General features: G+C 39.4%; 24 protein-coding genes. 5 read left to right on the forward strand and 19 right to left on the reverse strand.

All coding sequences use genetic code 11. The annotated features are described in order from the left end of the window. Window positions 1-203 precede the first annotated feature (203 nt). From pnpS to IHV12_RS00735, 7 genes are all read right to left on the reverse strand, one after another. Window positions 204-1,934, reverse strand: coding sequence for a two-component system histidine kinase PnpS (pnpS, locus tag IHV12_RS00705; RefSeq protein WP_197189564.1), 1,731 nt, complete (start codon window positions 1,932-1,934; stop codon window positions 204-206). Continuing rightward, entirely contained in the window at window positions 1,934-2,644 is a 711-nt protein-coding gene (locus IHV12_RS00710) for a response regulator transcription factor (RefSeq protein ID WP_197190328.1), read from the reverse strand. Before IHV12_RS00710 ends, pnpS begins: the two co-directional genes overlap by 1 nt. 368 nt (window positions 2,645-3,012) lie before the next feature. After that, window positions 3,013-3,489 (reverse strand): MaoC family dehydratase, encoded by a 477-nt coding sequence (locus tag IHV12_RS00715; protein WP_197131547.1) that lies wholly within the window; start codon window positions 3,487-3,489, stop codon window positions 3,013-3,015. Window positions 3,490-3,571: 82 nt separating this feature from the next. After that, on the reverse strand, window positions 3,572-4,510 hold the full coding sequence (gene mdh, locus IHV12_RS00720) for a malate dehydrogenase (protein ID WP_197189565.1): 939 nt from the start codon (window positions 4,508-4,510) through the stop codon (window positions 3,572-3,574). Between the two features lie 75 nt (window positions 4,511-4,585). Then, on the reverse strand, window positions 4,586-5,854 hold the full coding sequence (gene icd / locus IHV12_RS00725) for an NADP-dependent isocitrate dehydrogenase (RefSeq protein WP_197131549.1): 1,269 nt from the start codon (window positions 5,852-5,854) through the stop codon (window positions 4,586-4,588). 115 nt (window positions 5,855-5,969) lie between these two features. After that, entirely contained in the window at window positions 5,970-7,085 is a 1,116-nt protein-coding gene (gene citZ, locus IHV12_RS00730) for a citrate synthase (RefSeq protein WP_197131552.1), read from the reverse strand. A gap of 249 nt (window positions 7,086-7,334) precedes the next feature. Next, entirely contained in the window at window positions 7,335-7,796 is a 462-nt protein-coding gene (locus IHV12_RS00735) for a DUF441 domain-containing protein (RefSeq protein WP_197131555.1), read from the reverse strand. A 54-nt stretch (window positions 7,797-7,850) separates the two neighbouring features. Here IHV12_RS00735 and ytvI point away from each other — a divergent pair, with 54 nt between their 5' ends. After that, a complete protein-coding gene (ytvI, locus tag IHV12_RS00740; RefSeq protein ID WP_231619585.1) occupies window positions 7,851-8,969 on the forward strand; it encodes a sporulation integral membrane protein YtvI in 1,119 nt (372 codons plus the stop codon). Window positions 8,970-9,384: 415 nt separating this feature from the next. Here the strand turns inward: ytvI and IHV12_RS00745 are convergent, their stop codons facing one another. From IHV12_RS00745 to dnaE, 8 genes are all read right to left on the reverse strand, one after another. Continuing rightward, on the reverse strand, window positions 9,385-9,780 hold the full coding sequence (locus IHV12_RS00745) for an FxsA family protein (RefSeq protein ID WP_197131562.1): 396 nt from the start codon (window positions 9,778-9,780) through the stop codon (window positions 9,385-9,387). 101 nt (window positions 9,781-9,881) lie between these two features. Next, window positions 9,882-11,636 (reverse strand): pyruvate kinase, encoded by a 1,755-nt coding sequence (gene pyk, locus IHV12_RS00750; protein WP_197132118.1) that lies wholly within the window; start codon window positions 11,634-11,636, stop codon window positions 9,882-9,884. 91 nt (window positions 11,637-11,727) lie between these two features. Continuing rightward, on the reverse strand, window positions 11,728-12,687 hold the full coding sequence (gene pfkA, locus IHV12_RS00755) for a 6-phosphofructokinase (RefSeq protein ID WP_137788670.1): 960 nt from the start codon (window positions 12,685-12,687) through the stop codon (window positions 11,728-11,730). A gap of 118 nt (window positions 12,688-12,805) precedes the next feature. Beyond that, the gene (gene accA, locus IHV12_RS00760) at window positions 12,806-13,783 is read right to left on the reverse strand and encodes an acetyl-CoA carboxylase carboxyl transferase subunit alpha (protein ID WP_197189566.1); all 978 of its coding nucleotides are present in this window, start codon (window positions 13,781-13,783) and stop codon (window positions 12,806-12,808) included. A gap of 3 nt (window positions 13,784-13,786) precedes the next feature. After that, on the reverse strand, window positions 13,787-14,641 hold the full coding sequence (gene accD, locus IHV12_RS00765) for an acetyl-CoA carboxylase, carboxyltransferase subunit beta (protein ID WP_197189567.1): 855 nt from the start codon (window positions 14,639-14,641) through the stop codon (window positions 13,787-13,789). Between the two features lie 16 nt (window positions 14,642-14,657). After that, entirely contained in the window at window positions 14,658-15,308 is a 651-nt protein-coding gene (locus tag IHV12_RS00770) for a FadR/GntR family transcriptional regulator (RefSeq protein ID WP_197131573.1), read from the reverse strand. A gap of 20 nt (window positions 15,309-15,328) precedes the next feature. Then, window positions 15,329-16,570: an NAD(P)-dependent malic enzyme gene (locus IHV12_RS00775; RefSeq protein ID WP_066396784.1), complete on the reverse strand. Its 1,242-nt coding sequence runs from the start codon at window positions 16,568-16,570 to the stop codon at window positions 15,329-15,331. A gap of 113 nt (window positions 16,571-16,683) precedes the next feature. Continuing rightward, a complete protein-coding gene (dnaE, locus tag IHV12_RS00780; protein ID WP_231620604.1) occupies window positions 16,684-20,103 on the reverse strand; it encodes a DNA polymerase III subunit alpha in 3,420 nt (1,139 codons plus the stop codon). Window positions 20,104-20,228: 125 nt separating this feature from the next. Here dnaE and IHV12_RS00785 point away from each other — a divergent pair, with 125 nt between their 5' ends. From IHV12_RS00785 to IHV12_RS00795, 3 genes are all read left to right on the forward strand, one after another. Beyond that, window positions 20,229-20,561, forward strand: coding sequence for a YtrH family sporulation protein (locus tag IHV12_RS00785; protein WP_197131579.1), 333 nt, complete (start codon window positions 20,229-20,231; stop codon window positions 20,559-20,561). Next, complete coding sequence (gene ytrI, locus IHV12_RS00790; RefSeq protein ID WP_197131582.1) at window positions 20,561-21,073, forward strand: sporulation membrane protein YtrI; 513 nt, start codon at window positions 20,561-20,563, stop codon at window positions 21,071-21,073. The genes IHV12_RS00785 and ytrI overlap by 1 nt, the downstream gene beginning before the upstream one ends. A gap of 129 nt (window positions 21,074-21,202) precedes the next feature. Beyond that, complete coding sequence (locus tag IHV12_RS00795; RefSeq protein ID WP_066396796.1) at window positions 21,203-21,388, forward strand: hypothetical protein; 186 nt, start codon at window positions 21,203-21,205, stop codon at window positions 21,386-21,388. Between the two features lie 48 nt (window positions 21,389-21,436). Here the strand turns inward: IHV12_RS00795 and IHV12_RS00800 are convergent, their stop codons facing one another. Beyond that, window positions 21,437-22,384 carry a DHH family phosphoesterase gene (locus tag IHV12_RS00800; RefSeq protein ID WP_197189568.1) on the reverse strand — a complete coding sequence of 316 codons (948 nt, stop codon included), beginning with the start codon at window positions 22,382-22,384 and terminating at the stop codon, window positions 21,437-21,439. Between the two features lie 85 nt (window positions 22,385-22,469). On the opposite strand from IHV12_RS00800, the gene IHV12_RS00805 reads away from it, so the two are divergent. Continuing rightward, on the forward strand, window positions 22,470-22,766 hold the full coding sequence (locus IHV12_RS00805) for a YtpI family protein (RefSeq protein ID WP_197131588.1): 297 nt from the start codon (window positions 22,470-22,472) through the stop codon (window positions 22,764-22,766). A gap of 39 nt (window positions 22,767-22,805) precedes the next feature. On the opposite strand, the gene IHV12_RS00810 is transcribed toward IHV12_RS00805, so the two are convergent. The 3 genes from IHV12_RS00810 to IHV12_RS00820 form a co-directional block, all read right to left on the reverse strand. Further along, window positions 22,806-24,122 (reverse strand): DRTGG domain-containing protein, encoded by a 1,317-nt coding sequence (locus IHV12_RS00810; RefSeq protein WP_197132136.1) that lies wholly within the window; start codon window positions 24,120-24,122, stop codon window positions 22,806-22,808. 82 nt (window positions 24,123-24,204) lie between these two features. Next, entirely contained in the window at window positions 24,205-24,447 is a 243-nt protein-coding gene (locus IHV12_RS00815) for a hypothetical protein (protein ID WP_197131591.1), read from the reverse strand. Window positions 24,448-24,504: 57 nt separating this feature from the next. Continuing rightward, window positions 24,505-25,185, reverse strand: a complete 681-nt coding sequence (locus tag IHV12_RS00820) for a metal-dependent hydrolase (RefSeq protein ID WP_197189569.1) — start codon at window positions 25,183-25,185, stop codon at window positions 24,505-24,507. Between the last annotated feature and the right edge of the window lie 87 nt (window positions 25,186-25,272).

A 25,272-nucleotide genomic window follows, 5' to 3' on the forward strand; every position in this document is an offset into this window, starting at 1 on the left:
ACCTCCTGAGGACATTTCTTCTATCATCTATTGTATCACGATGACAACCAGAAACAAAAAAGTAGGAATAGAAGAGTTCTTGGCCATAAAAAAGGCGAGAATCCATGAAGGACTCTCGCTAAGGGGGTACTGAAAAAGGATAACTTAATCATAAGATTTAACTGTTAATTAAAGAAAACAAGCGTGTTAAGGAATTGTAAATCTTATAACTCGAACTTTTTTGGAAATAGAATTGTAAACTGAGAACCTTCACCTGGCTTACTTTGAACTTCAATGGTTCCGTGATGAGCTTCTACAAGGTGTTTAACGATCGCAAGCCCTAATCCAGTGCCTCCAGAATTCCTGCTTCTTGCTTTATCCACACGGTAAAAGCGTTCGAATATTCGAGGGATCTCACTTTCCTTGATGCCAATTCCAGTATCTTTAATCAGCAGCCTCACATGATCTCGTAGTTCTTCCACCACTACGTTTACACGGCCACCAACAGGCGTGTACGTTAAGCTGTTTGAAACAAGGTTAATGATGATCTGCTTCAATCGAGGTGAATCTCCGTCCATAATGGTTTGGCCAGTAACATCAACGGATAGAATAATGCCTTTCTTTTCAGCTTTAGGCTGAAGAATCTCAAAGGTATCGTTTACTAAAGCACCAAGATCAATAGATTGAGTTTCTAGGTGAAAACCTTGCTCACTTTTAGAAAGGTCTAACAAGTCTTGGATAAGCGCCTGAAGCCTATCACTTTCATTTAACATGATCGTTAAAAATTTATTTCTAAACTCTTTATTTTCACCTGCACCATCTAATAAAGTCTCAGCAAACCCTTTTAAAGAAGTGATCGGCGTTTTGAGTTCATGTGAAACATTAGCCACAAAATCTTTTCTTACTTGCTCGAGTTTCTTAAGCTCTGTTATATCGTGAAATACAAGCACGATCCCTTTTAGCTTACCTCTTGCGTTCAGGACAGGTGCACTATAGACATCGAAATGTTTCGTATCGATGTGAATTGGAATAACTGTGTTTCTTCTAACTTTTTTTTCAGTTAAATACGTTTCTTTTACAATATCCTTAATAGATGTGTAAGGAAACACTTCATAGAAGAGATGACCCGTCCAATAATCCGTATGCTCTTTAAACAGTTCTTTGAACGTTTTGTTTACTAAGTTGATATATCCATTTTTATCAATAAGAATAAGTCCGCTTCCCATATTTTCGATCAATGTTATCAAGCGATCGTGCTGTGATTCTTGGGATTTTGTCATCTTCTCTAAGTTACGGGCTAATACATTTAATGAGTAGTTTAACTCACCAATATCTTCCCCAAAATACTCATACGTTCTTGCTTTGAAATTACCTTTGGCAAGCTCTTTCGCAGTCTGAGTAGCCTCTTCTACAGGTCTAACAATCTTATGAATCACTTTGAGGGATACGTACAGAATGATGATAAAGCAGATAAGGAAACCGATCGACATCATGATCCAAATCGATCTCTCTTCAGATTCCGCAGCACCTTCAGGAATTGCAAACTGTATATATCCTGTTTCATCTTTCTTTTTTAACGTATAAAATAATTTACCGTTGTCATTCTTTAGCACAAGATTTTGATCATTCATTTTTTTATCTTTTGGGTAATACGAAGACATGTTTCTTGGACTGTCTCCGTCAGATGTGTATTTTACATTCCAATCTGAATCAAGTATATAAATCTCACCTTTAAGATCTTCAGAGGCCGTTCTTAATAAGTTCGTTATGTTTGATTTTGATTTTTCAGTCTTAAGAACTTGTTCAATTAGACTTAATTCACCTTTATAAAATTCCATACGCTTATCTTTCACACTATGATGAACGATGTTCCCCATAATGAGAGCTAATAGAATAAAAACCAATAAAATACCGAGCAGGAAAAAGGTAAGTACTCGGTTCTTAAAATCATGCATTATTGAGGCTCCTCTAGCTTATAACCTAATCCCCTTATGGTTTTAATATAAATTGGCTTACGAGTATTATTCTCAATCTTTTCCCTTAAATGACTGATATGAACATCAACAATTCGTGTGTCACCTACAAAATCATAGTTCCATACTGCAGAAAGCAGCTGTTCCCTCGAAAGAACTCGGCTCTTATGTCTAGCAAGGTAAACAAGCAGTTCGAATTCTTTTGGTGTAAGTTCTAGTGCTTTTTCCTTAAAATACGCTTCATAATTTTCTGGGTAAATATCAACTTCTCCAATTTTAAGATGTTCTACTTCTTCTTTTTTCTTTTCTGAGTCCGTATTCGCTGATGATGATCTTCGTAGTATTGCCTTCACCCTTGCAACCACTTCACGTGGACTGAACGGTTTCGTCATATAATCATCTGCACCTAACTCAAGTCCTAACACTTTATCAAACTCATCATCCTTAGCCGTTAACATGAGAATAGGAATATTTAATTTTCTTAGACGGAGTTCTTTACATACTTCTATTCCATCCATTTCCGGCAGCATAAGGTCTAATATGATTAGATTAGGTTCTTCGCTTTCTGCTTTTTCTAATCCACTCTTGCCATCCATTGCCGTAACTACTTGAAATCCTGCTTGTTCTAAGTTAAATTGCAACAATGTTGAGATCGAAATTTCATCTTCTACTACGAGTAACTTTTGGCTCATCATATTCCCACCTTTTTACGACTTGTACAGATTCATCATACTATTTTTTTTATAGTGTGTACAAAAATCGCAAAATTTTCATAGTGGCTTTACATATCCTTAACATTCCCTTTACATTGATAAGGTTTTTTTTATATTTATTGTTCAAATTGGGACAGATAAATCGGATAAAAAATTTTATATCCGTAATTAATCGGTAGTTTTACGGATATATGGTTCTTATCTACGGATATAATGGTGTTTACCTCGTATAAAATCCCCTTGTATGCCTCCTATGTACTTTTACATCATATTTGTATATTTAAAGAGGACATAGTAAATTTATCACCTTTATAAGAGCATAAAAATAAACCTTTCATATGAAAGGTTTAGAAATTTTCCATTGTATTAGATGTAATCGATTTTGGAGCATATGGAGGACAAACGTGTAAATGACTCTTTAACACTTCGATTCCTTCCTCATTCTCTGCTCTAACGTTCATATGCACAATATGCTTGTCTCTATTTACTTCTGTAATTTCAAATAAAAAGGTTAATTTGGAATAATGATAAACGGGTTTAATAAATGTGAAACTTGATTCAACGATCGAACTTCCAGGACCCGGTAAATATTTTGATACTGCTGAAGTGACCATACCCATCAGCATGACTTGTGGCACGACAGGCTTTTTATAAGGTGTCAATGTTGCATAATCGTGTTGGATGAATAGTGGGTTGTTATCGTTCGTTAAGCCTAAATACAATAGAAGATCTTTATCTTCAATTGTTTCTTGCATCTCTAATTTTTCCCCAGCTTGGATCTCGTCTATTTTTCTTCCGAGTTTTCGCTTTTTTCCGATCAGCATTTAAAGACCCCCCTCTATATGATAACGCTTTCATAAATATCTGGAGAAAAGATTCGGGGATCTGCCCGAACCTCTCACACGCTTATGCTAATACTTTCATAACGGATTTAACAGATTCTGCCGATTGATCAAGCGCTGCTTTCTCTTCTGCCGTCAGCTCAAGTTCAATGATTTCTTCTAGACCGCCACCGCCTAGGATCGTAGGGACGCCAAGACAGATACCATCATAACCATACTCACCCTCTAAAAAGGCGATTGAAGGAAGCACTCTTCGTTGATCTTTAACGATCGCTTCTACCATCTCAACTAAAGAAGCAGCTGGTGCATAATAGGCAGATCCGTTACCTAAGAGATTAACGATTTCTCCTCCACCTTTACGTGTGCGCTCAACAATAGCATCTAAACGCTCTTTAGAGATTAATTTCTCTAACGGGATTCCACCTGCATAAGAGTAGCGTACGAGTGGCACCATATCGTCTCCATGACCACCAAGAACAAAACCAGTAACATCTTTTACAGATACGTTAAGTTCCATAGCAACAAATGTACGGAAACGTGCTGTATCTAGTATTCCTGATTGTCCGATTACACGGCTTTTAGGAAAACCAGATTCTTTTAATACTGTGTAAGTCATGGCATCGACTGGATTTGTTAAGACGATAATCGTGCAATCCGGAGAATGTTTAACGATCTCCTTCGTTACGCTCTTCATGATTCCAGCGTTTGTGTTTACAAGATCATCACGACTCATACCAGGCTTGCGAGCAATTCCTGCTGTTATAACAACCACATCAGATTCTGCTGTATCTGCATAATCGCTCGTACCCGTAATCGATGCATCAAAACCTTGAACAGGACTTGCTTCCATCATGTCTAGTGCTTTACCTTTTGTAGGGTTTTCCATTTGAGGAATATCAACTAATACTACATTCCCAACTTCTTTTTGTCCTAAGATAAAAGCCGTTGTTGCTCCTGTAAATCCTCCACCAATAACCGAAATCTTTTTTCGTTTGTTAGCCATGTCTTTCCCTCCAGGAACAGTTTAAAAAACATAAAATATGTTGAGAAGACCCCTTATAAAAAGGGGTCAGTTAGATTACATGTTTTTGATTAGTTCGTCAGCAAACTCAGAACATTTAACTTCTGTAGCGCCGTCCATCAAACGTGCAAAGTCGTAAGTAACAACTTTACTTTCGATTGTGTTTTCCATTGAAGAAAGTACTAATTTAGCAGCTTCTCCCCATCCTAGATGTTCAAGCATCAACACACCTGAAAGAATTACAGATGATGGATTTACTTTATCAAGACCAGCATATTTTGGAGCAGTACCATGAGTTGCTTCAAAGATTGCATGTCCTGTTTCGTAGTTGATGTTTGCACCTGGTGCGATACCGATACCACCAACTTGTGCAGCAAGAGCATCAGAGATGTAATCTCCATTTAAGTTCATTGTAGCTACTACATCAAACTCAGCTGGACGAGTTAAGATCTGTTGTAAGAAGATATCAGCGATAGAGTCTTTAACAATGATCTTACCTGCAGCTTCTGCATCTGCTTGAGCTTTGTTCGCAGCATCTTTTCCGCTTTCTTCAACAATGCGGTCATACTGAGCCCATGTGAATACTTTGTCACCAAACTCAGCTTCAGCTAACTCATAACCCCAGTTCTTGAAAGCACCTTCTGTATATTTCATGATGTTTCCTTTATGAACAAGTGTTACACTCTTACGCCCTTCGTTGATCGCATATTGAATCGCTGCACGAACTAGACGTTGAGTACCTTCTGAAGAAACCGGTTTAATACCGATACCTGAAGTTTCAGGGAAACGGATTTTGTTAGCACCCATTTCATCTTGTAGGAATTGAATCAACTTTTTCACTTCATCAGATCCACTCGCATACTCGATACCAGCATAGATATCTTCTGTATTCTCACGGAAAATAACCATGTTTGTATCTTCAGGGCGTTTTACTGGTGAAGGCACACCTTTGAAGTATTGAACTGGACGAAGACAAGTAAATAGATCTAACTCTTGTCTAAGTGCAACGTTTAAAGAACGGATCCCTCCGCCTACTGGCGTTGTTAATGGTCCTTTAATCGCAATTATGTAATCGCGAATCACATCAAGCGTTTCTGCAGGAAGCCATTCACCAGTTTGGTTAAATGCTTTTTCTCCTGCTAATACTTCTTTCCAAACGATCTTTTTCTCACCGTTATATGCTTTTTCAACAGCAGCTTCTAAAACACGTGAAGCAGCAGCCCAAATATCAGGACCCGTTCCGTCACCTTCGATAAAAGGGATCACCGGTTGATTTGGTACGTTTAATACACCATTGTCGACTGTAATACGTTCTCCGTTAGACATTTCTAAATTCCTCCTAATTCTTGTATTGCATGTACTATACTAGTCTACTAAAAAACATAGGGAAAAGAGAAGAAGAATCCCTTCTCTTTTAAAGATATAACCTATAGTTTTTATATTATCTTTGTTCTAAAGCAACATACTGCTGCATGTCAGGTCCGATATATTCAGCACGAGGGCGGATTAAACGGTTGTTTTCATATTGTTCTAAGATATGTGCAATCCAGCCAGAAACACGGCTGATCGCAAAGATTGGCGTGAATAAGTCATGGTCGATACCTAAGCTGTGGTAAACACTAGCAGAATAGAAATCTACGTTTGGCAGCAAGCCTTTCTTCTGCTTAAGCGTATCATCAATCTTTACGCTCATTGTGTACCATTTTTCTTCACCTGTAATCGATGTTAGCTGTTTAGACATTTCACGCAAATGTTTTGCACGTGGATCGCCGTTCTTGTATACACGGTGACCAAAGCCCATGATCTTTTGTTTGTTCTCAATCGCGTTGTCCAAGTAAGATTCTACGTTTGCTTCTTCACCGATCTCAGAAAGCATCTTCATTACTTGTTCGTTCGCTCCACCATGAAGTGGTCCTTTTAAAGCACCGATCGCTGCTGTAATGCCTGAATAGATATCAGAAAGAGTAGCTACACAAACACGTGCAGTGAACGTGGATGCATTTAGCTCATGGTCAGCATGTAGAACTAATGCTTTATTAAAAGCTGTTTCAGAAATTTCATCAGGTTCTTTACCTGTAAGCATATATAGGAAGTTAGCTGCATAGCTAAGTTCTTTTTTAGGAGCAATCGGATCTTTTCCTTCCCTAATACGTGCAAATGCCGTTACAAGTGATGACATCTGTGCTTGAAGACGGATGGCTTTTTTGTAGTTTCCATCTGTAGACATATCCTCTGCTTCTGAATCATACATCGCTAATGTTGACACGATTGTACGCAATACAGTCATAGGATGTGTATTCTTCAAAGGAAGCGATTTCATTTGTTCCAACAATTCTGCGGGCAGCTCACTAGCCTCAGCAAGTTCTGATTTAAAAGATTCTAGTTCAGATTGGGAAGGCAGTTTACCATTCCAAAGCAAGTATACAACTTCCTCAAAAGTTGCATGTTCAGCTAAGTCATCAATGCTATATCCTCTATAGGTTAATACATCGTCAATGATAGAGCTGACAGAAGAAGTCGTTGCAACAATTCCTTCTAATCCTCTTGTAGCTGTCATGGCTATCTCTCCTTTTTTTCTGTTATTCTCTCTTCTCCTTTAATTGTTTCACTTTTAAAAAAATAGAAAGAGCTTACATTTTCCATGTAATAAAAAAGCCGGATTCAAGGTTACATTCCCAACTTTTTTAATCTCGAAACTGAGACTTGAAAAATGAAAGACTATTTAAAGGAAATGGGACATACACATCAATTATAAACAATAATCTGATATTTGTGAACGGATATCACTTATTTCGTGCGGAAAGCGTCATGAACCTGAAAACATTCCAACGACTTTCATAGCCATATATGCAATTCCTGCCCCGATCAATGGTCCTACAGCAACTCCTTTAAAAAGAGCGACGGCCAGGATCGTTCCAAAGACCAAAGCAGCAGTAATATGAGGATCATTCTGAAGCAGATGAAGTCCTTTACTTGCGATTACCGCTACGAAAATGCCCGATAATAGAGCAACCCACGCATAATAAGAACGCAATGATTCAGACAACTGTTTAAACCCAATCTCACCAGATGCTATCGGAACTAATACGGCAATTGTAATGATCGTCACACCCCAATTTATCCCTTTTTGCTGTATAACAGAAAACCATTTATCACCCATACCGGTAAATTTTAACACTAACAAAAAGGCGACCGCGACGATTAAAGATTGATTTTTTGCCAATAAGCCAATGATTAATAATCCGAATAAAAACAGTAAAGGTCCCATAGATTTTCATTCCTTTCTCACTAATTTATATGTACGTAAAGGCAGGTGGAAAATTTGTATGCTGAACTGACACATCGTTTATTGCGTATTGGATTTATTCTATCCCTCGCTGTTGCCCTTATTTTTTCTGGCTATTATGTTTCTGCTATTCTTTATCCATTCATAGCAGGCGCAATCATAGCGCTTATGATCAACCCGTTTGTAGACTTTATCGTAAATCGTTTTAAAGTGAATAGAGCACTTGCCGTCATTCTTTCTATATTAGGCCTTTTAGGTGTAATTGTCTTGTTACTAACCTTGCTCATTCAAGAGATGATGACTGGTTTTGCCTATATTGCACATGAGTTACCCGCTTATATTCAAGAATTGGTCTTTTACTTTGAACGATCATTTAAAATGAACGTTCTCCCTTTATATCAAGATTTACTCTCTATCTATAGCAAGTTGGGAACCGATCAACAAGAAACGGTCATGGATAATATCGAGAAGATTGGAACAGGAATAACCACGAATGCATCTAGTATGACACAGGCCGTGATTAATAGTGTCTCTCTAATGATCGTAAGTCTTCCAACTTTTTTAACGGTTTTTATCTTTTCTCTTCTCGCTGCTTTTTTTATAAGTAAAGACTGGTACCGACTAATAGGGTTTCTTAACGCGATCTTTCCTGAAAAATTAATCCACACCGTCACAACGGTATATGTAGAACTGAGAAAAGCTTTATTCGGTTTTTTAAAAGCACAGTTAACCTTAATCTCTATCACAGCATGTATCGTATTAGTAGGTCTTTTGTTGATGCGAATTGATTATGCAGTTACTATATCTGTTCTGATTGGGGCGATAGATCTACTGCCATACCTTGGGACAGGTGCTGTCTTTCTGCCATGGATCGCTTATTGTTTCTTAACAGGAAATTATACGCTGACGATCGGACTATCCATTTTGTATGGAGTTGTTGTTATACAAAGACAGATTATGGAACCAAAGCTTTTATCAAAAACGATCGGACTCGATCCTCTTGCTACACTAGTCTCTTTATTTGCTGGATTCCAGCTTCTTGGGTTTGTTGGCCTTATCATCGGACCTGTTATCCTAGTTGTTATTCGTGCACTCTACGAAGCAAAGTTCTTTCATGAGATCTATCAATTTGTTATGAAGCCTATACACAAATAAAAAGAACGAATGCCGGAAGTGAGCATCGTTCTTTTTGTTATGTTTTTGTATTCATAGATGTTCTTGTTAGTGGTTGGTTTCCGCTCCAGGTTGCACGCTTTCCACGGGGCGAACGGTGAGCCTCCTGCCGCTTTGCGCCATTAGGAGTCTCCACCTGTCTAGTTGCAGTGGCTAACCCCTCGAGATCAAAAGTTAAACGGACAAGAAGGCAAAATGCGCCTTCCTAGCCCATTCAACTTTTGCTGGTCGGGGCTGAACGAGCCACTTTTACATTTCGGACTGACCGCTCGTCCCGTAGGAGTCGGCAACCTTCCACTACAACCAACTATCTAAGAAGAAATTCAAAGAACTTAAAAGAAAAAACTCTTAGAAAACAACCCTTTCTAAGTTGACTCTCTGTCAGTAGCTAGTAACTCTACCTTCTTTTTATGAAGTAAAACTGTCCTGATTGCATCTTTTGGAAGAGTTTCGCTTTCATCCACAACTTCACTGGTTTTCTTAGTGGAGGGATAAGTAAGAAGAAACCTATAATGTCAGTTAGAAATCCAGGTGCTAAGAGTAATGCACCGCCGACCAGAATACATGCCCCATCAAGAACTGCTTCTCCTGGCATCTGACCGCTCTCGAGCTGCATCTTCACGCGTTGAAGCGTCTCTACCCCTTCTTTTTTTGCCAAATAAGCACCTAATATACCGGTAATAAATATTCCAGCAATCGTTGCAGGAATTCCTATATATTGCCCTGCCAAGATAAACAGAGCTACTTCAATAGCAGGAATAAGAATAAATATAGGTAATAGCTTACGGAACATTTAAATCACCGCTTTCGTTAAACAAATAATAAGGAGATTAAGCCTATGCCATTTTTTACGTATCAAAAAAGAGAAGGTTTCACCCTTCTCTTTTCGTATAATTAGATAACGTTCTTTCTTCCGTCATAAATGTATCCAACAGAAGCATCGATCGTGATCTCTTGGCCATCTTTAAAGATTTCCGTAGCATTTTGTAAGCCAACGATAACAGGAATACTTAGAGATACTCCACATACAGCAGCATGGCTTGTTAATCCGCCTTCTTCTGTAATAACAGCTGATGCTTTTTCAAATGCAGCAATCATATCACGGTCCGTTCCAACTGTTACAAGAATTGCGCCTTCAGTCATCTTTTCCATCGCTTCTTGAGCTGTTTTAGCTACTACTACTTTCCCTGAAGCTGATGATTGTCCGATTCCTTGAGCTTTAGCAAGCACATCACCAATAATGTGAACTTTCATCAAGTTTGTAGATCCTGATTCACCTACTGGTACACCTGCGGTGATCACTACAAGGTTCCCATGTTGAACAGCTTCAGCTTTAATCGCTGAATCAATCGCAATTTGGAACATTTCATCTGTTGTTCCAGCTTTCTCACCTTTTACAGGTGTTACTCCCCAAACAAGTGCAAGCTTACGGCAAACGTCTTCGTTGCTTGTTACAGCGATAATAGGAGCTTTTGGACGATATTTCGAAATCATACGAGCTGTTTGTCCTTTTTCAGTAGCAGTAATAACAGCATCTGCATCAAGGTTAAGAGCTGTAAAGGAAACAGATTGAGAAATCGCGTCTGTAATTGTCGTTTTGCTTTCTTTGCTTCTTGAAGATAATAATGTTTTATAGTTCAAAGAACTCTCAGCACGGCTAGCAATCTTATGCATGGTAAGAACCGCTTCAACTGGATAAGTACCAGCAGCTGTTTCACCTGAAAGCATGATCGCATCTGTTCCGTCAAAAATCGCGTTTGCTACGTCACTTGCTTCAGCACGTGTTGGACGCGGGTTACGCTGCATGGAATCTAACATTTGAGTTGCTGTAATAACAGGCTTTCCAAGCTCGTTACACTTTTTAATCAGCATCTTTTGTACAAGAGGTACTTCTTCAGCCGGAATTTCAACACCAAGGTCACCACGTGCTACCATAAGACCGTCAGAAACAGCAAGGATCTCATCGATATTGTCTACACCTTCTTGGTTCTCGATCTTAGGGATGATTTGAATATGGTTAGCGTTGTGTCGATCTAAGATCTCACGAATTTCAAGAACATCTGTTGCACGACGTACGAATGACGCAGCAATAAAATCAACACCTTGCTCGATACCAAATTCGATATCTTTTGCATCTTTGTCTGTGATACCAGGAAGTTTCACGCTTACGTTAGGTACGTTTACACCTTTTTTATTTTTTAATGTACCGGAGTTTAAGATTTTTGTAGTCAGTTCTTTTTCGCCGATCGCTGTTACTTCAAGTTCGATCAGTCCGTCATCAAGCAGGATTCTTGATCCAACATGTACGTCTTCAACAAGACCTGGATATGTTACAGAGATCTTTTTGTCGTTACCCACTACTTCTTCCATAGAAACGATTAATTCGTTTCCAGCAACAAGTTCAGCTACTCCGCCTTCTAGCGTTTGAGTACGGATTTCAGGTCCCTTTGTATCTAACAAGATCGCAACTGTTTTTCCAAGCTCTTTCGATGCTTCACGAATGTTGATGATTCGTTGACCGTGCTCATCAAAGTCACCGTGAGAGAAATTTAGGCGGGAAACGTTCATCCCAGCATTCATTAATTCTTTTAACTTATCAATACTTTCGCTTGCCGGTCCTATCGTACAAACGATTTTTGTTTTGCGCATCATGTAAATGGCCTCCTGATTTTCTTTTTTCGCAGAAAGGCATCGTAAGGCTTCTGCAGTTAACCCGCAGCCGTACGATGCATTAAGCAGATTATATGGATAGTTCTTGTGATAACTTGTACATTTGTCTATCTATCGAATGTTTTCTAGATAATACCTCTGTAATGTCATAATCAACAAGTTTGTTATTTTCAATACCTACTGTACGACCAGCTTTGCCTTCTAATAAGAGTTCAACCGCTTGCGCACCTAGACGGCTTGCTAATACCCGGTCAAAAGCTGTAGGTGAACCACCGCGTTGAATGTGCCCCAGAACAGTAACCCTTGTTTCGAAGTCTGTAAGCCTTTCGATCTCTTTAGCAACATCCACGCCGCTTCCACAGCCTTCTGCAACAATAATGATACTATGTTTCTTACCGCGCTCGTGTCCTCGTTGCAGCTTTTGTACGACTTGATCCATCTTGTGGTCTTCTTCTGGAATGAGAATCGTCTCAGCTCCATCTGCAAGGCCAGCCCATAGAGCCAAGTCACCAGCGTCACGTCCCATAACTTCAATGATATAAGTACGCTCATGTGAAGTAGCTGTGTCACGAATCTTGTCGATAGCATCGATAATCGTGTTTAATGCTGTATCAAAACCGATTGTGAAATCTGTACCAGGGATGTCATTGTCGATCGTACCAGGTACACCAATCGTTGGGTAACCTTGTTCAGACAATTTCTTAGCACCTTGGAAAGAGCCGTCTCCACCAATAACGACTAATCCTTCGATACCGAATTTTTTTAACTGCTCGATACCTTTTTGTTGTCCTTCTGGTGTTTTGAACTCTAAACAACGTGCTGAATGAAGCATTGTGCCTCCACGATGTATAATATCTCCAACAGATCCTAATTCTAGTTTCTTAATATTCCCCGAAATTAGTCCTGCATAACCATTGTATATCCCATAAACTTCTAAGTCATGGTAGATTCCTTTTCGAACAACCGCCCGAATCGCAGCGTTCATGCCTGGTGAATCGCCACCACTTGTTAGAACTCCTATCCGCTTCATGAAACATTTCACCTCTCTAGTTCTCTCGTCTTATTAAAATATCATGTTCAAATGTTGAACACAATAGACAACAATAGGCAAAAAAATGCGCCTTTCTACAAGCAGAAAGGCACATTCCCTATTTAACAACAATGGAATCGTTTACAAACCCAAATTGTCCGATTTTTTTATATTTTTCATAGCGTTGATTTATGAGCTCTTCTTGAGACATAGACAACAGAGAATCTAAAGAAGTTTCCAAAACCTGGTCGATCAATTCCGCCTGGTACTTAGCATCTTTATGTGCTCCGCCCTTAACTTCTTCAATAATCTCATCTATAATTCCTAACTCCTTTAAGTCTGGAGCAGTGATTCTCATCGATTCTGCTGCTTTTTTCGCCATCGAAGCATCTTTCCAAAGAATGGCAGCTGCACCTTCTGGGGAGATAACAGAGTAGGTTGAGTTCTCGAGCATGTGTACATAATTCCCTACACCTAATGCTAATGCTCCACCGCTTCCACCTTCTCCGATCACAACACAAATAACAGGAACAGTTAATCCTGCCATCTCAACTAGGTTACGAGCGATCGCTTCACTCTGCCCTCTTTCCTCAGCTGCTTTTCCTGGATATGCTCCTTTTGTATCAATGAAACAGATAATAGGTCTATTAAACTTCTCCGCTTGTTTCATTAAGCGAAGTGCCTTACGATAGCCTTCTGGATGTGGCATCCCAAAATTACGACGAAGATTTTCTTTCGTATCTTTCCCTCTTTGGTGTCCGATGATCGTTATAGGTAGATTCTTATAAAAAGCTACGCCTCCAACGATCGCTTCATCGTCACCAAAAAGACGGTCTCCATGTAATTCGATGAAATCCGTAAACAGATAACTAATATAATCAAGGGTGGTTGGGCGTTCAGCATGTCTGGCAATTTGAACACGATCCCAAGGTTTCATCTCTGAATACGTACTGTTTTCTAGGTTAGACAATTTTTCTTCTAGCCTTTTGATCTCATCAGTTAAATCAATATCTTTTTCATCCATAAATGATTTAAGTTCTGCAATCTTTTTCTCCAGCTCATGTATCGGTCTTTCAAATTCTAGTTCTGCAGCCATACCTTACACCCTCCCTTCTGTATGAATCTTTAATAGCGTACTCAATGTTTTCTTCATTTCGCTTCTATGAATGACTTTATCTAACTGTCCATGCTTCAATAAAAACTCAGCAGTCTGAAAATCATCTGGTAATTCTTGGCGAATGGTTTGCTCGATGATTCTTCTGCCAGCAAACCCAATTAAGGCTTTAGGTTCAGCAAAATTGTAATCACCAACAGATGCGAAACTTGCGGAAACTCCCCCAGTAGTTGGGTGTGTCATGATAGAGATGAACAGCAACCCTCTGTCACTTAATCGTTTAAGAGCGACACTCGTTTTAGCCATCTGCATCAGGCTTAAAACGCCTTCTTGCATTCTAGCTCCACCTGATGCTGTAAAGATAATAAACGGTGTTTCTTTATTGATCGCGTGCTCGATCGCACGTGTGATCTTCTCACCTACAACAGAACCCATGCTACCCATTCTAAAGCGAGAATCCATAACCGCTAATGTTACATCAAGGCCATCTATCTGACCTGCACCTGTAACAACAGCTTCGTTAATTTTGGTTTTCTTTCGGTCGCCTTCAAGTTTCTCCACATAATCAGGAAACTCTAAAGGATTTCCTGAAATCATATCTGCGTCATATTCTGTGAATGTTCCTTCATCAATCAGTGCAGCTATTCGTTCTTGTGATGACATTGGATAATGGTATTGACAACCTTGACAAACAAGCAAGTTTTTTCTTAGTTCTTTTGTTACCATGATGTGCTTGCATTCTGGACATTTACTCATAATCCCTTCTGGTACGTCTTGTTTAACTTTACCAGTCGGTATTGTGGCATATTTTTTCTTTTTTACAAACAATCCTTTTATCATAAATGAATAACACCACCTATTCGATTGCGTTTAGAGCATCGTTTTGTTTTGATAACAAACTCGTCAGCTTCACAGCATCTTTTTGTTGAAGAAGTGTTAAAACTTCCTCACAAAATGCTTGTGGCCAATACGAATTTGCTCGTTGCAATGAAGACCCATAACCCGTTAGTTCAACATATAAACGATAAAGAAGATGATTGCCGCATGCTTGAATCACAATCTTTTCAAATTGCTTGCAAGCTTCATTAACTTGTTCATGTTCGTTCGGATCCATCTGCTTAATTAGTTGTGTAAGTTTTGAGATGGTCGAAGATTTGCACCTTCGTACTGCAAGCTCTACACAGTCTTTAATAACAATATGCCTTGTTTCCTGAAGATCGTGTCTAGCTTTATTATCATTTAAAATGAAAGATGCTAGTACTTCAACAAGTCGATGACCAGTTGCTTCACGTATAAAGGTTCCTTCACCTCTTCGTGTCTCAATCAGACCTAGAAGCTCTAGAGATCGCAGTGCTTCACGGACAGATGACCTTCCAACCTTCAGGCGGTCACTCAGCTCCCTTTCAGAAGGGAGCTTGTCACCCGCTTGAAGACCATCCTCAACAATAATAGCTTTAATTTGTTTAAGAATTTCAATATATACTTTTTCGGTAGGCTGGACAGACATTCCTCTCTCCTCTACCGGTTTCATTCATCTTTTCCGATGATCGCTAGTTTCTTAGTCTTTTCAGCGATGTCTTCAGGATTCACCCGAAGTCTTGCAACGCCTGTTTCCATAGCCGCAGTCGCTACAGCTGCCGCAACAGCAGGTGCAACGCGCGGATCGAATGGTGCAGGAATTACATAATCTGCAGTCAATTCTACTGGGTTCACTAGATTTGCAATCGCATGTACGGCTGCAATCTTCATTTCTTCATTGATATGTGTTGCACGAACATCAAGCGCACCGCGGAAAATACCAGGAAACGCTAACACGTTATTTACTTGGTTAGGAAAATCAGAACGTCCTGTTCCAATGACCATAGCACCTGCTTCACGCGCTTCATGAGGCATGATCTCAGGGTTTGGGTTGGCCATAGCAAAGATGATCGGTTCTGGATTCATTGACTCAACCATTGATTTTGTTAATGCACCTTCTACTGAAACACCGACGAAAACATCTGAGCCGCTGATTACATCAGCAAGTGTTCCCTCTTGTTTTGTACGGTTCGTAAAGTTTGCAACTTCTTTTTTTACAGAGTTCATTCCGAACGGACGACCTTCATAGATCGCACCTTTCGTATCACACATGATAATATCTTTCACACCAAAACGATCTAGCAACTTAATAATAGCTATCCCAGCTGCTCCTGCTCCATTAACAACGACCTTAATCTTAGACATTTCACGTCCTGTTAATTTAAGCGCATTAACTAGACCAGCTAGTGTAACAATGGCAGTGCCATGCTGATCATCATGGAAAATTGGAATATTTGTTTCTTTCTTTAAACGCTCCTCGACTACAAAACAATTCGGCGCAGCGATATCTTCTAAGTTCACACCACCAAATGTAGGTTCAAGCAATTTTACCGTTTCAACAATCTTGTCCACATCTGTAGTATTCAAGCAGATTGGGAACGCATCAACACCAGCAAAACTCTTGAATAGTACTGCCTTTCCTTCCATTACAGGAAGTGCAGCTTCAGGTCCTATATTTCCTAGACCTAATACAGCTGTCCCATCAGAAACAACAGCTACAGTATTGCCTTTCATCGTATAGTCATAGACTTTCGTTTTGTCATCATAAATATCTTTACACGGCTCTGCCACACCAGGAGAATACGCTAAGCTCAAGTCTTTCGCGTTACGTACAGGTACCTTTGATTTCGATTCTAATTTCCCTTGATGTGTGCGGTGCATGTGTAGTGCTTCTTCTCTTAATGTAGACATTTTTTCATCTCCTAATGATTTTAAATTTAAGGTTGATGAGCCAATTAGGAGGTGGTCAGACCACTAATATTGACTCATCCATTATAACAAAAGTTAACAAGCTGTAAAGGTTTTTAATTTCTTCTAAATACGACATTACCCTCACCAATAACAGATTGCAATTCTAACAACAAATTTTCAGAAACATTTACTTTCTGAGAGATCTGGACCTTTTGTCTATTTTCTTCATAGATAAGAACAACAGATGTACTTCCTTTTGATTCATCGAAAATCGCCTTCACAGCATTAAGATGCTGAGGTGATTGATGGTCTTTATCTATCTTAAGAAATAGTGTTGGCTGCTCGTTTGACTTCAGATCTTGGAGCAGTCTGCATTTGTTCACAAGTATCTGTAATGTTTCGTTACGGTGTTCCACACTTCCTTCTATGAACAATTGTTGTCCTTTCTGCAGAAGAGAGTGATTGGCTTCATAAACTTTTGGAAAAGCCACGGCTTCTATCTCACCGCTCTCATCGCTAATCGTCAGGAATGCCATGAGCTCTCCCTTTTTTGTTTTAATCGCTCGTACTTTGTCCACTAATACACCAAGACGAACGGAAGATCTTTTTTCGTTTAATTCATTTATGTGGACGGCTTTCCAGCTGCTTAACGTCGTTCGATATCGTTGCAGCGGATGTGAGGAAAGGAAGAAACCTAGAGCTTCTTTTTCAAATTTAAGCTTCTCGCTTTCTTGAAAAGATTGAACGGAAACGTAAGAAGGTTTAGGTAAATTAATATCATCATCAAAAAGATACATCTGATTCTTTCGCGAGATTTCCTGAACCTCTTCTCCATATTCTATCGCAGTTTCTAATGAAGCTAGCAACACTGCTCTATCTTGTCCCAATTCATCCATTGCTCCAGCAAAAATTAATGATTCGAGTGTACGCTTATTCACAACTTTTTGAGGACAGCGTGAACAAATATCGAACAGATCTTGAAACGGTTCTTTTTCATTTTCTGCCATCAGCATCCTAAGGGCATTGTATCCAACATTTTTAATAGCCAATAACCCGAATGAAATATGAGATCCGTTTGAAATGAAAATTTCGCTGCCTTTTTTTATAGATGGTGGGAGTACAGGTATGCCTCTTTGCTCAGATTCTTTAATATATTGATTTACTTTATCATGATTGCCGATAACACTTGAAAGCAGGGCAGCCATAAAGTGGGCAGGATAGTTTGCTTTTAAGAATGCAAGCTGATAGGCGATGACACTGTATGCAACAGCATGGCTCCTCGGGAACCCGTAATCAGCAAAGCGTACGATCAAGTCATATAGCGCATCTGCAGATTTTTCATCATAGCCTTGCTTTAAACAACCTTCAACAAAGTGTTGTCGCTCCCGAAGAAGAATATCCCGTTTCTTCTTACCTACTGCTCTTCTCAGTAAATCTGCTTCTCCTAGTGTGAAACCAGCCGCTTTTGTTGCAATCTGCATGATCTGTTCTTGATAGACAATTACTCCGTACGTGGATTTTAAAATCGGTTCAAGATCAGGATGCATGTAGTGTACGGTCTTCAGACGATGTTTACCCGCGATATAGTCAGGAATATTCTGCATCGGACCCGGCCGGTAGAGAGCATTTACTGCTACGATATCTTCAAACTCTGTCGGCTTAAGCTGCTGAAGAACTTTTCTCATCCCATCAGACTCAAGCTGAAACACACCTGTAGTATCTCCTTTCGCAAGAAGATCAAATGTTTTCACGTCGTCGAATGGTATATCATTTAGATCGATCTTCACATTTTCATTTTCTTCGATCGCCAATAAGATATTTTCAATAAGCGATAAATTCCGCAAACCCAAAAAGTCCATCTTCAAAAGACCTGCAGCTTCAAGCCACTCCATACTGTATTGTGTAAGAGGTATACCGTCATGCCCGGTTTGTAAAGGTACTTTTTGAACAAGTGGAGCTCCCGACAAGACTACACCTGCAGCATGAGTGGATGCGTGTCTCGGTAAACCTTCAAGTGTCATCGCGATCTCAACAAGCTTTCTAACATCCGGCTCTGTTTTGTACGCCTGTTGCAGGCCAGCTGACTCTTTCAATGCATTTTCCAACGTGATTCCAGGTCTTGATGGAATATTCTTTGCGGTAAGATCGATGAGCGCAGGAGCAAAATCCATCACTCTGCCCGCATCCCTTATAGCAGCTCTTGCTGCTAGGGTACCAAATGTAATAATCTGTGCGACATAATCTGTACCATACTTACGAGCTACGTAGCTTAGTACTTCGTCCCGACGGTTATCAGGAAAATCGATATCAATATCGGGCATCGTAACCCGCTCCGGATTTAAGAAACGCTCAAAGATCAACTGATGATGGATCGGGTCAACGTTCGTAATCTGAAGAACGTAAGCTACTAGTGATCCTGCTGCCGAACCCCTTCCTGGCCCTGTAATCATCTTTTCGTCGTGTGCAAATTTCATAAAATCCCAAACGATTAAGAAATAATCTTCAAAGTTCATATTCTTAATAATGTTAAGTTCATATGATAATCGTTCGTTTATTTCAGGTGTTACCGTTTCATAACGCTTCAAAAGTCCTTCATTACAAAGCTCAGTCAGATATTCATAGCTGTTCTTATTATTTGGTACAGGATATTTGGGCAAAGCAATGCTACCCAGCTCAAGCTCGAGTGAACATCTTTCAGCCAGTTTAACCGTTTCATCTAATGCATCCTCCGCATGAGAAAATACACGTTTCATCTCTAATGGGGATTTAAAATAAAAGTCATCTGTCTGCAGTTTAAATCGATCACGATTGCTTTTCTTTTCGCCTTGTTTGATGCAAAGCAGGATATCATGTGCGTTTGCATCCTCTCTTCTCATATAATACGTTTCATGCATGCAGACGAGTGGAATGAGAGACTTCCTTGAAAGGTTTTGAAGTTGGAGATTAATTGTTTTTTCTATACCTGTATCATGATCTTCTAGTCCAAGATAAAAACGATCTTTAAAGCACGTTTTATAAAAGTGAAGTAGCTTATCTAATCGTTGATCGTCAAGATTTTCACGAGTAAGAAATTGCTGAATCTCACCTTCCATACCTGAAGAAACAGCGATAAGGCCCGCTGCATGATTTGAAATTTCTTCATAAGAAAGAGATGACACTTCACCGTCCAGCTTTGTCTGCATAAGCGTTGTGAGTTTTAATAAATTTTCATAGCCTTCTATGTTCATCGCATACAAAAGAAGTTTATTGCCTGAACTTATCTTCTCTTTTGTATCCTCTTGATTACTTCCAACCTCTGCTTCCAATCCAATGATAGGTTTGATGCCAGCTTTTACACATGTAGTATAAAACTTTAAGGCACCATGCATGTTTGATTTATCTGTTAAGGCTAAAGACGTATACCCAAGCTCTTTTGCATACTGAACAAGCTCTTCGATCCGACAAGAGCTTTCAAGAAGCGAGTATTCACTATGTATATGCAGTGGGACAAACCCCATACCATCACTTCCTTTACGCACCTGTTTGCATTCCATTATAGTACAGAAGTTCGTATGTGTTAATGAAACAGTTTTCAACAGCGAGCGGTTATTCATTTTCTATCAAATAAGCATACACTCCACCTATTATCCATACATTGAGTAAGAGGGGAGGTTGTCTCATGGTGCGTGAATTTTTTGCGAATATCATATTAGATTTTGCTATAGCTTTCGGCGTGTTGTTGGGTGGAGCGTTAATCGGCGGTCTTGCCGCTTTTCTTGTTGGAAAAGCACCTATATATGAAATGATGGAGCTTGCAAAAAGACTTAAAATATGGGCAATCGTCGCTGCTATCGGTGGAACGTTTGATACGATCACGAATTTTGAGCGAAGCTTTGAAAACGGCGCTACTATAGAGATTTTCAAACAATTAACCTATATTTTCGTTGCCATTGCTGGTGCTAATTCTGCCATGCAATTGATTCAATGGCTCAGCCAGGAGAACATTAACTGATGAGGATCCCACCGCTATATCAACGAAAAGGCTACCAGCGTTTTTTTGCTGGGATAGCGATCGGGTTTATTATCGGCTGGGCATTTTTTTTAATACAAGGCGGCTTAGCTCATGAAAGGCTGATTGTGAAAATTGAAAAGCAACGAGTAAAAATTAATGATCTGGAAAAGAAGAACAAGATCTTAACCTCGGATGATGAAAAAGCAAATAAAGAACTCGCCAAGAAGTTTAAACTTCATGAAGTGAATGCTAGGTTCTCAAACCAGGATTCTTCAAAGTTATCAAATTTAACAAGGCTGCACATAGCAAAAGCAGTTGAAGACGATCTAGAGCATCTAATAGGAGAAGATACAGAAACACTTGCTAAAAGCCATTCCTTACTTGTACAAGCTATTGAAAATAAAACATACCGTCTTGATGACGACGAGCAAACTTATGAGGTGAAAATCGATCACTTGTATTTATACACAGGTGTTCTTCGAATCTATATATCAGCTAAAATCAGTGAATGATTATGCATAAATAATGGTCGAAATATTACGTTTTTATGAATCTTTGGGCAAAGAAATGGCAATCCCTCCTTCAATTGTATAAAATATGTGTAAAGAATAATTCTAGAGTGATTATTGGGGGGAAACTACATGATTATCAATCGAAAAGAACTTGCCCGTGAAAAGGTAAAGGAATTACAGAATGGTTTTTCTGCTTTTGCAGAAACGAAAGAAGTAGCAGACCTAATCAAGAGAGAGCTTGCAAAATTAAACTTGAAAGTGCATGAAGATGTAACAGATGTTGGCTCTTGGTTTATCCCTGAAAAAGCTAACTAAATCTATTTCATGCTAAAGCATAAAAAGGCCCCCCCGATGAGGCCTTTTTTATTTGGATTTATATTCTTTACAGAGGTTTCGAAGTTCAGCGAGTACAGACATCGTTTCGTCTTCTGTATATACGGTTGCTCCTGATGCTCTCGGATGTCCACCACCATTGAATTTAGTTGCGATCTTATTAACTACAGGACCCTTGGACCTTAATCTTACTCTGATCTGATCTGGTTCATCCACAAAAAACACCCACGCTAACAAGCCTTCAACATGTGAAAAAGAATTCACTAAAAGGGATGCTTCACCTGCTGACGTGCCGAACTTTTTCAATGTATCTTTTTTTAAGTGGATATACCCTACGCAATTATCAACAATTGAAAAGTTTTGAAGAACATAACCGTTCAACCTCACAAGTTTCTCAGAAATTTTATATAGATTTTCGTGAATTTCTGATGGCGAGAATCCTGTCTCTAATAACGCCGCTGTATAATGATGAGTCTTCTGAGTCGTATTTGAAAACAAAAAGCGACCAGTGTCCCCAATAATACCAGCATAGATAAGTCTTGCTGCATGTTCATCAAGCTTAAGTCCAGACGTTGCTCCGAAAAGATAAAGATCCATTATCATCTCAGATGTAGAACTTGCTTCAGTATCCACCCAGATTAAATCTCCATAAGGATCTTCGTTAGGATGATGATCAATTTTAATAATAAAATCTCCAAGTGAATAACGATGATCACTGATACGAGGTGAGTTTGCTGTATCGCAAATGATGACTAAAGCACCTTTGTAAACATCGTCTTCTATGACATCCATTGTATTTAAGAAGGTAAGACCCGCTTCCTCTTCCCCTACAACATACACTTCTTTTTGAGGATAGCTCGCCTTAAGGATCGCTGAAAGCCCACCTTGTGATCCAAGCGCATCTGGGTCTGGTCTGACATGTCGATGAATGATTATTTTTTCATACTGTTCGATTACTTGTAAGATTTGTTCTTTCATAGCAGACTCCTTTTAGATGTCGTTGTGGCAATTATGGTTTTAAACGTTTACAATATAGTGGAGTAAATACGTGGGGGAATTTTCAATGCCTATTTTTATTATCCTAATTATACTTTCTTTTGCTCTATATGTGTTCTATAAAGTTTCTGAAGTACGTGCAAAAGAACCATTCTTAAAGCGCTGGACAGGCACAAAAGCAAAAATGGCACTCGGTTCATTCTTAGCTTCCTTCGGTCTGAACGAACTAACAGCAGTTGAAGGACGTGTACAGCTTTGGGTGGCACTAGTCTTTTTAATTTACGGAATCGTTCTTTTAATCATGAATTATAAAATGTACAAGCATTTCCTTACGCTTGCACGTGAAGAAGCACAGAAAAATTAATACGTATGGATAAAAAGTCCCTGCAGGAGGGACTTTTTTTTATGAACGATGATCAAGAAGCTGTGCCATCATCATTGCTTTTCCAACAATCTTTCCATCATGATGGATTTCCACATCTACTTTTCCAAATTTCCGACTCACTTCAAGCACTCTTGGGATCAGTTCGATATCACTATCAATCTGTACAGGCTTAATATAGTAAAATGTTACGTTCTCCACAACGAGGTCGCCTTTTTTAATTTTTCTGAGTGCTTTCCGTGCGGTTTCAGTAACGATGGTCATCAATACACCATATGAAACAGTACCTAGGTGGTTGGTCATCTGCGGTGTAATTCTACAGAAGTACGTAACCTCGTTATCCACCTTTTGTTCTTTTAACTCTGTAGTTATCAAATCATCAAAGGTCGCGCCCACTTGAGGCTGCTTTTGCATCATTTGCATCGCTTTTAATACATCTTGCCTTGTTAAGATTCCGATCAGTTTATGAGAAGTTCCGATAACAGGGAGCAGTTCGATCCCTTCCCAGATCATCATATGAGCACATGCTGCAACAGATGTTTTTTCCGTAACGGTTAAAGGTGCACGAGTCATTACTTTTTCAACCTGCATGGAAACAGGAACACCTATAATGTCTTTAGAAGTGACTACACCTGTTACGCGATTGCCTTGATCGACCACCGGATAACGACTATGCATCGTTTGTTGATTCAATTCGTGCCAACGCTGCACTTTATCATGTTGATAAAGATAATGCGTCTCATCGATCGGAATTAAAATATCAGAAGCTAAAACGATATCCTTCTTGATCAAACGGTCATGAATCGCTTTATTTATCATTGTCGCAACAGTAAAGGTATCATAGCTCGTAGAGATAACAGGAAGTTCAAGCTCGTCAGCGAGTCTTTTCACTTCTTCTTCTGTATCAAAGCCACCAGTAACTAAGATTGCACTCCCTGCTTTCAGTCCAAGTTCATGCGCGTTCACACGGTTACCGACGATCAACAAACTCCCCGCATCAACATAGCGCATCATCGCTTCAAGTTTCATAGCTCCGATTACAAATTTATGCAGCGTTTTATGAAGACCAGCGCGCCCGCCTAGTACTTGTCCTTCAACAATATTTACTACTTCAGCAAACGTTAACTTTTCAATATTACTTTTTGCTTGTCTTTCGATACGTATCGTACCAACACGTTCGATCGTGCTTACGATCCCCTGGTTTTCAGCTTCTTTTATCGCTCGATAAGCTGTTCCTTCACTAACGGTCAGATCTTTTGCAATTTGCCGAACGGAGATTTTTGATCCGACATCAAGGTCCAAAATATGCTGTAGTATTTGTTCATGCTTGGTTAGCATTACATTCACCGTTCCTTCTACCTGTATCTATCTGTTTTATCACTTTGACTAATACAGATTATACAGTCATTAGAACAGAAACTCAACTTTCCATGTGTATCCTTTTTTTCATTTTTGAATCTGAAGCTATACTTTGCTTTTTAACAGCCCTTTTTGGAGCCGTATCCTTTTTAAACAATAAGCTGACCAAAAGCATACCGGCAAATCCTATCCAAGCTACTGAAAAAAGTTGTTGCAGAAGCGGGCCGTCAAACGATATAACAGGTATCGCTACATAGAAAAGCACCAACAACATTAATACTTTTGCCATTTTTTCTTGTCTCATAAAAAACACAACCTCCCTTACTATCATTGGTATGCATAGAAAGGGAGGTTAGAATCATTATACGCTTATACTTTCGCCGCTTTGGAGCACTTTTCCTTTGTTTCCAAGTTTAGATGTGAATGAGGTTTCTGGATCTTGTTCAATCACAGGAAACGTATTGAAATGGATTGGAACGGTCACCTTTGCACCGATCCACTCTGCGGCAATCAATGCATCCTCTGGGCCCATTGTGAAATTGTCACCAATAGGCAAGAAAGCAATATCTGGTTTTGCAAACTCTCCGATTAATTTCATATCTGAGAATAGAGCTGTATCTCCTGCATGATATAGCGTTTTTCCATCATGTGAGAATAAAATTCCCGCTGGCATTCCCGTATATACGACCGTGCCATCTTCTTGTGAATAGCTTGATCCATGAAAGGCTTGAGTGAACTTCACTTTTCCAAAATCAAATGTTCGGCTTCCTCCGATATGCATAGGATGTGCCTCTACGCCGAGTGTTTGCATGTACTCAGCAAGTTCAAATGGCGCAACGACCAAGCTGTTATTCGCTTTTGCGATCTCAACTGTGTCTCCTACATGATCGTTATGACCGTGTGTTAAAAGAATCACATCAGCTTTTACGTCCTTAACATCGATCTTAGCTTGTCCATTTCCATTAATAAAAGGGTCAATCCAAATGGAGTGTTGCTCTGTTTGAACTTCCAGTACGGAGTGTCCGTGAAAAGTCATTTTCATATTTACATGCTCCCTTCTCAAATAAACGCTGAAATATCTTACTTCCATTACATACCCTATTATAGAACAGAAAAAAAGTCCGATTCC

Origin of the sequence: Fictibacillus sp. 7GRE50 (assembly GCF_015903875.1) — a bacterium.
In the GTDB taxonomy this organism is placed as follows: Bacteria; Bacillota; Bacilli; order Bacillales; family Fictibacillaceae; genus Fictibacillus; species Fictibacillus phosphorivorans.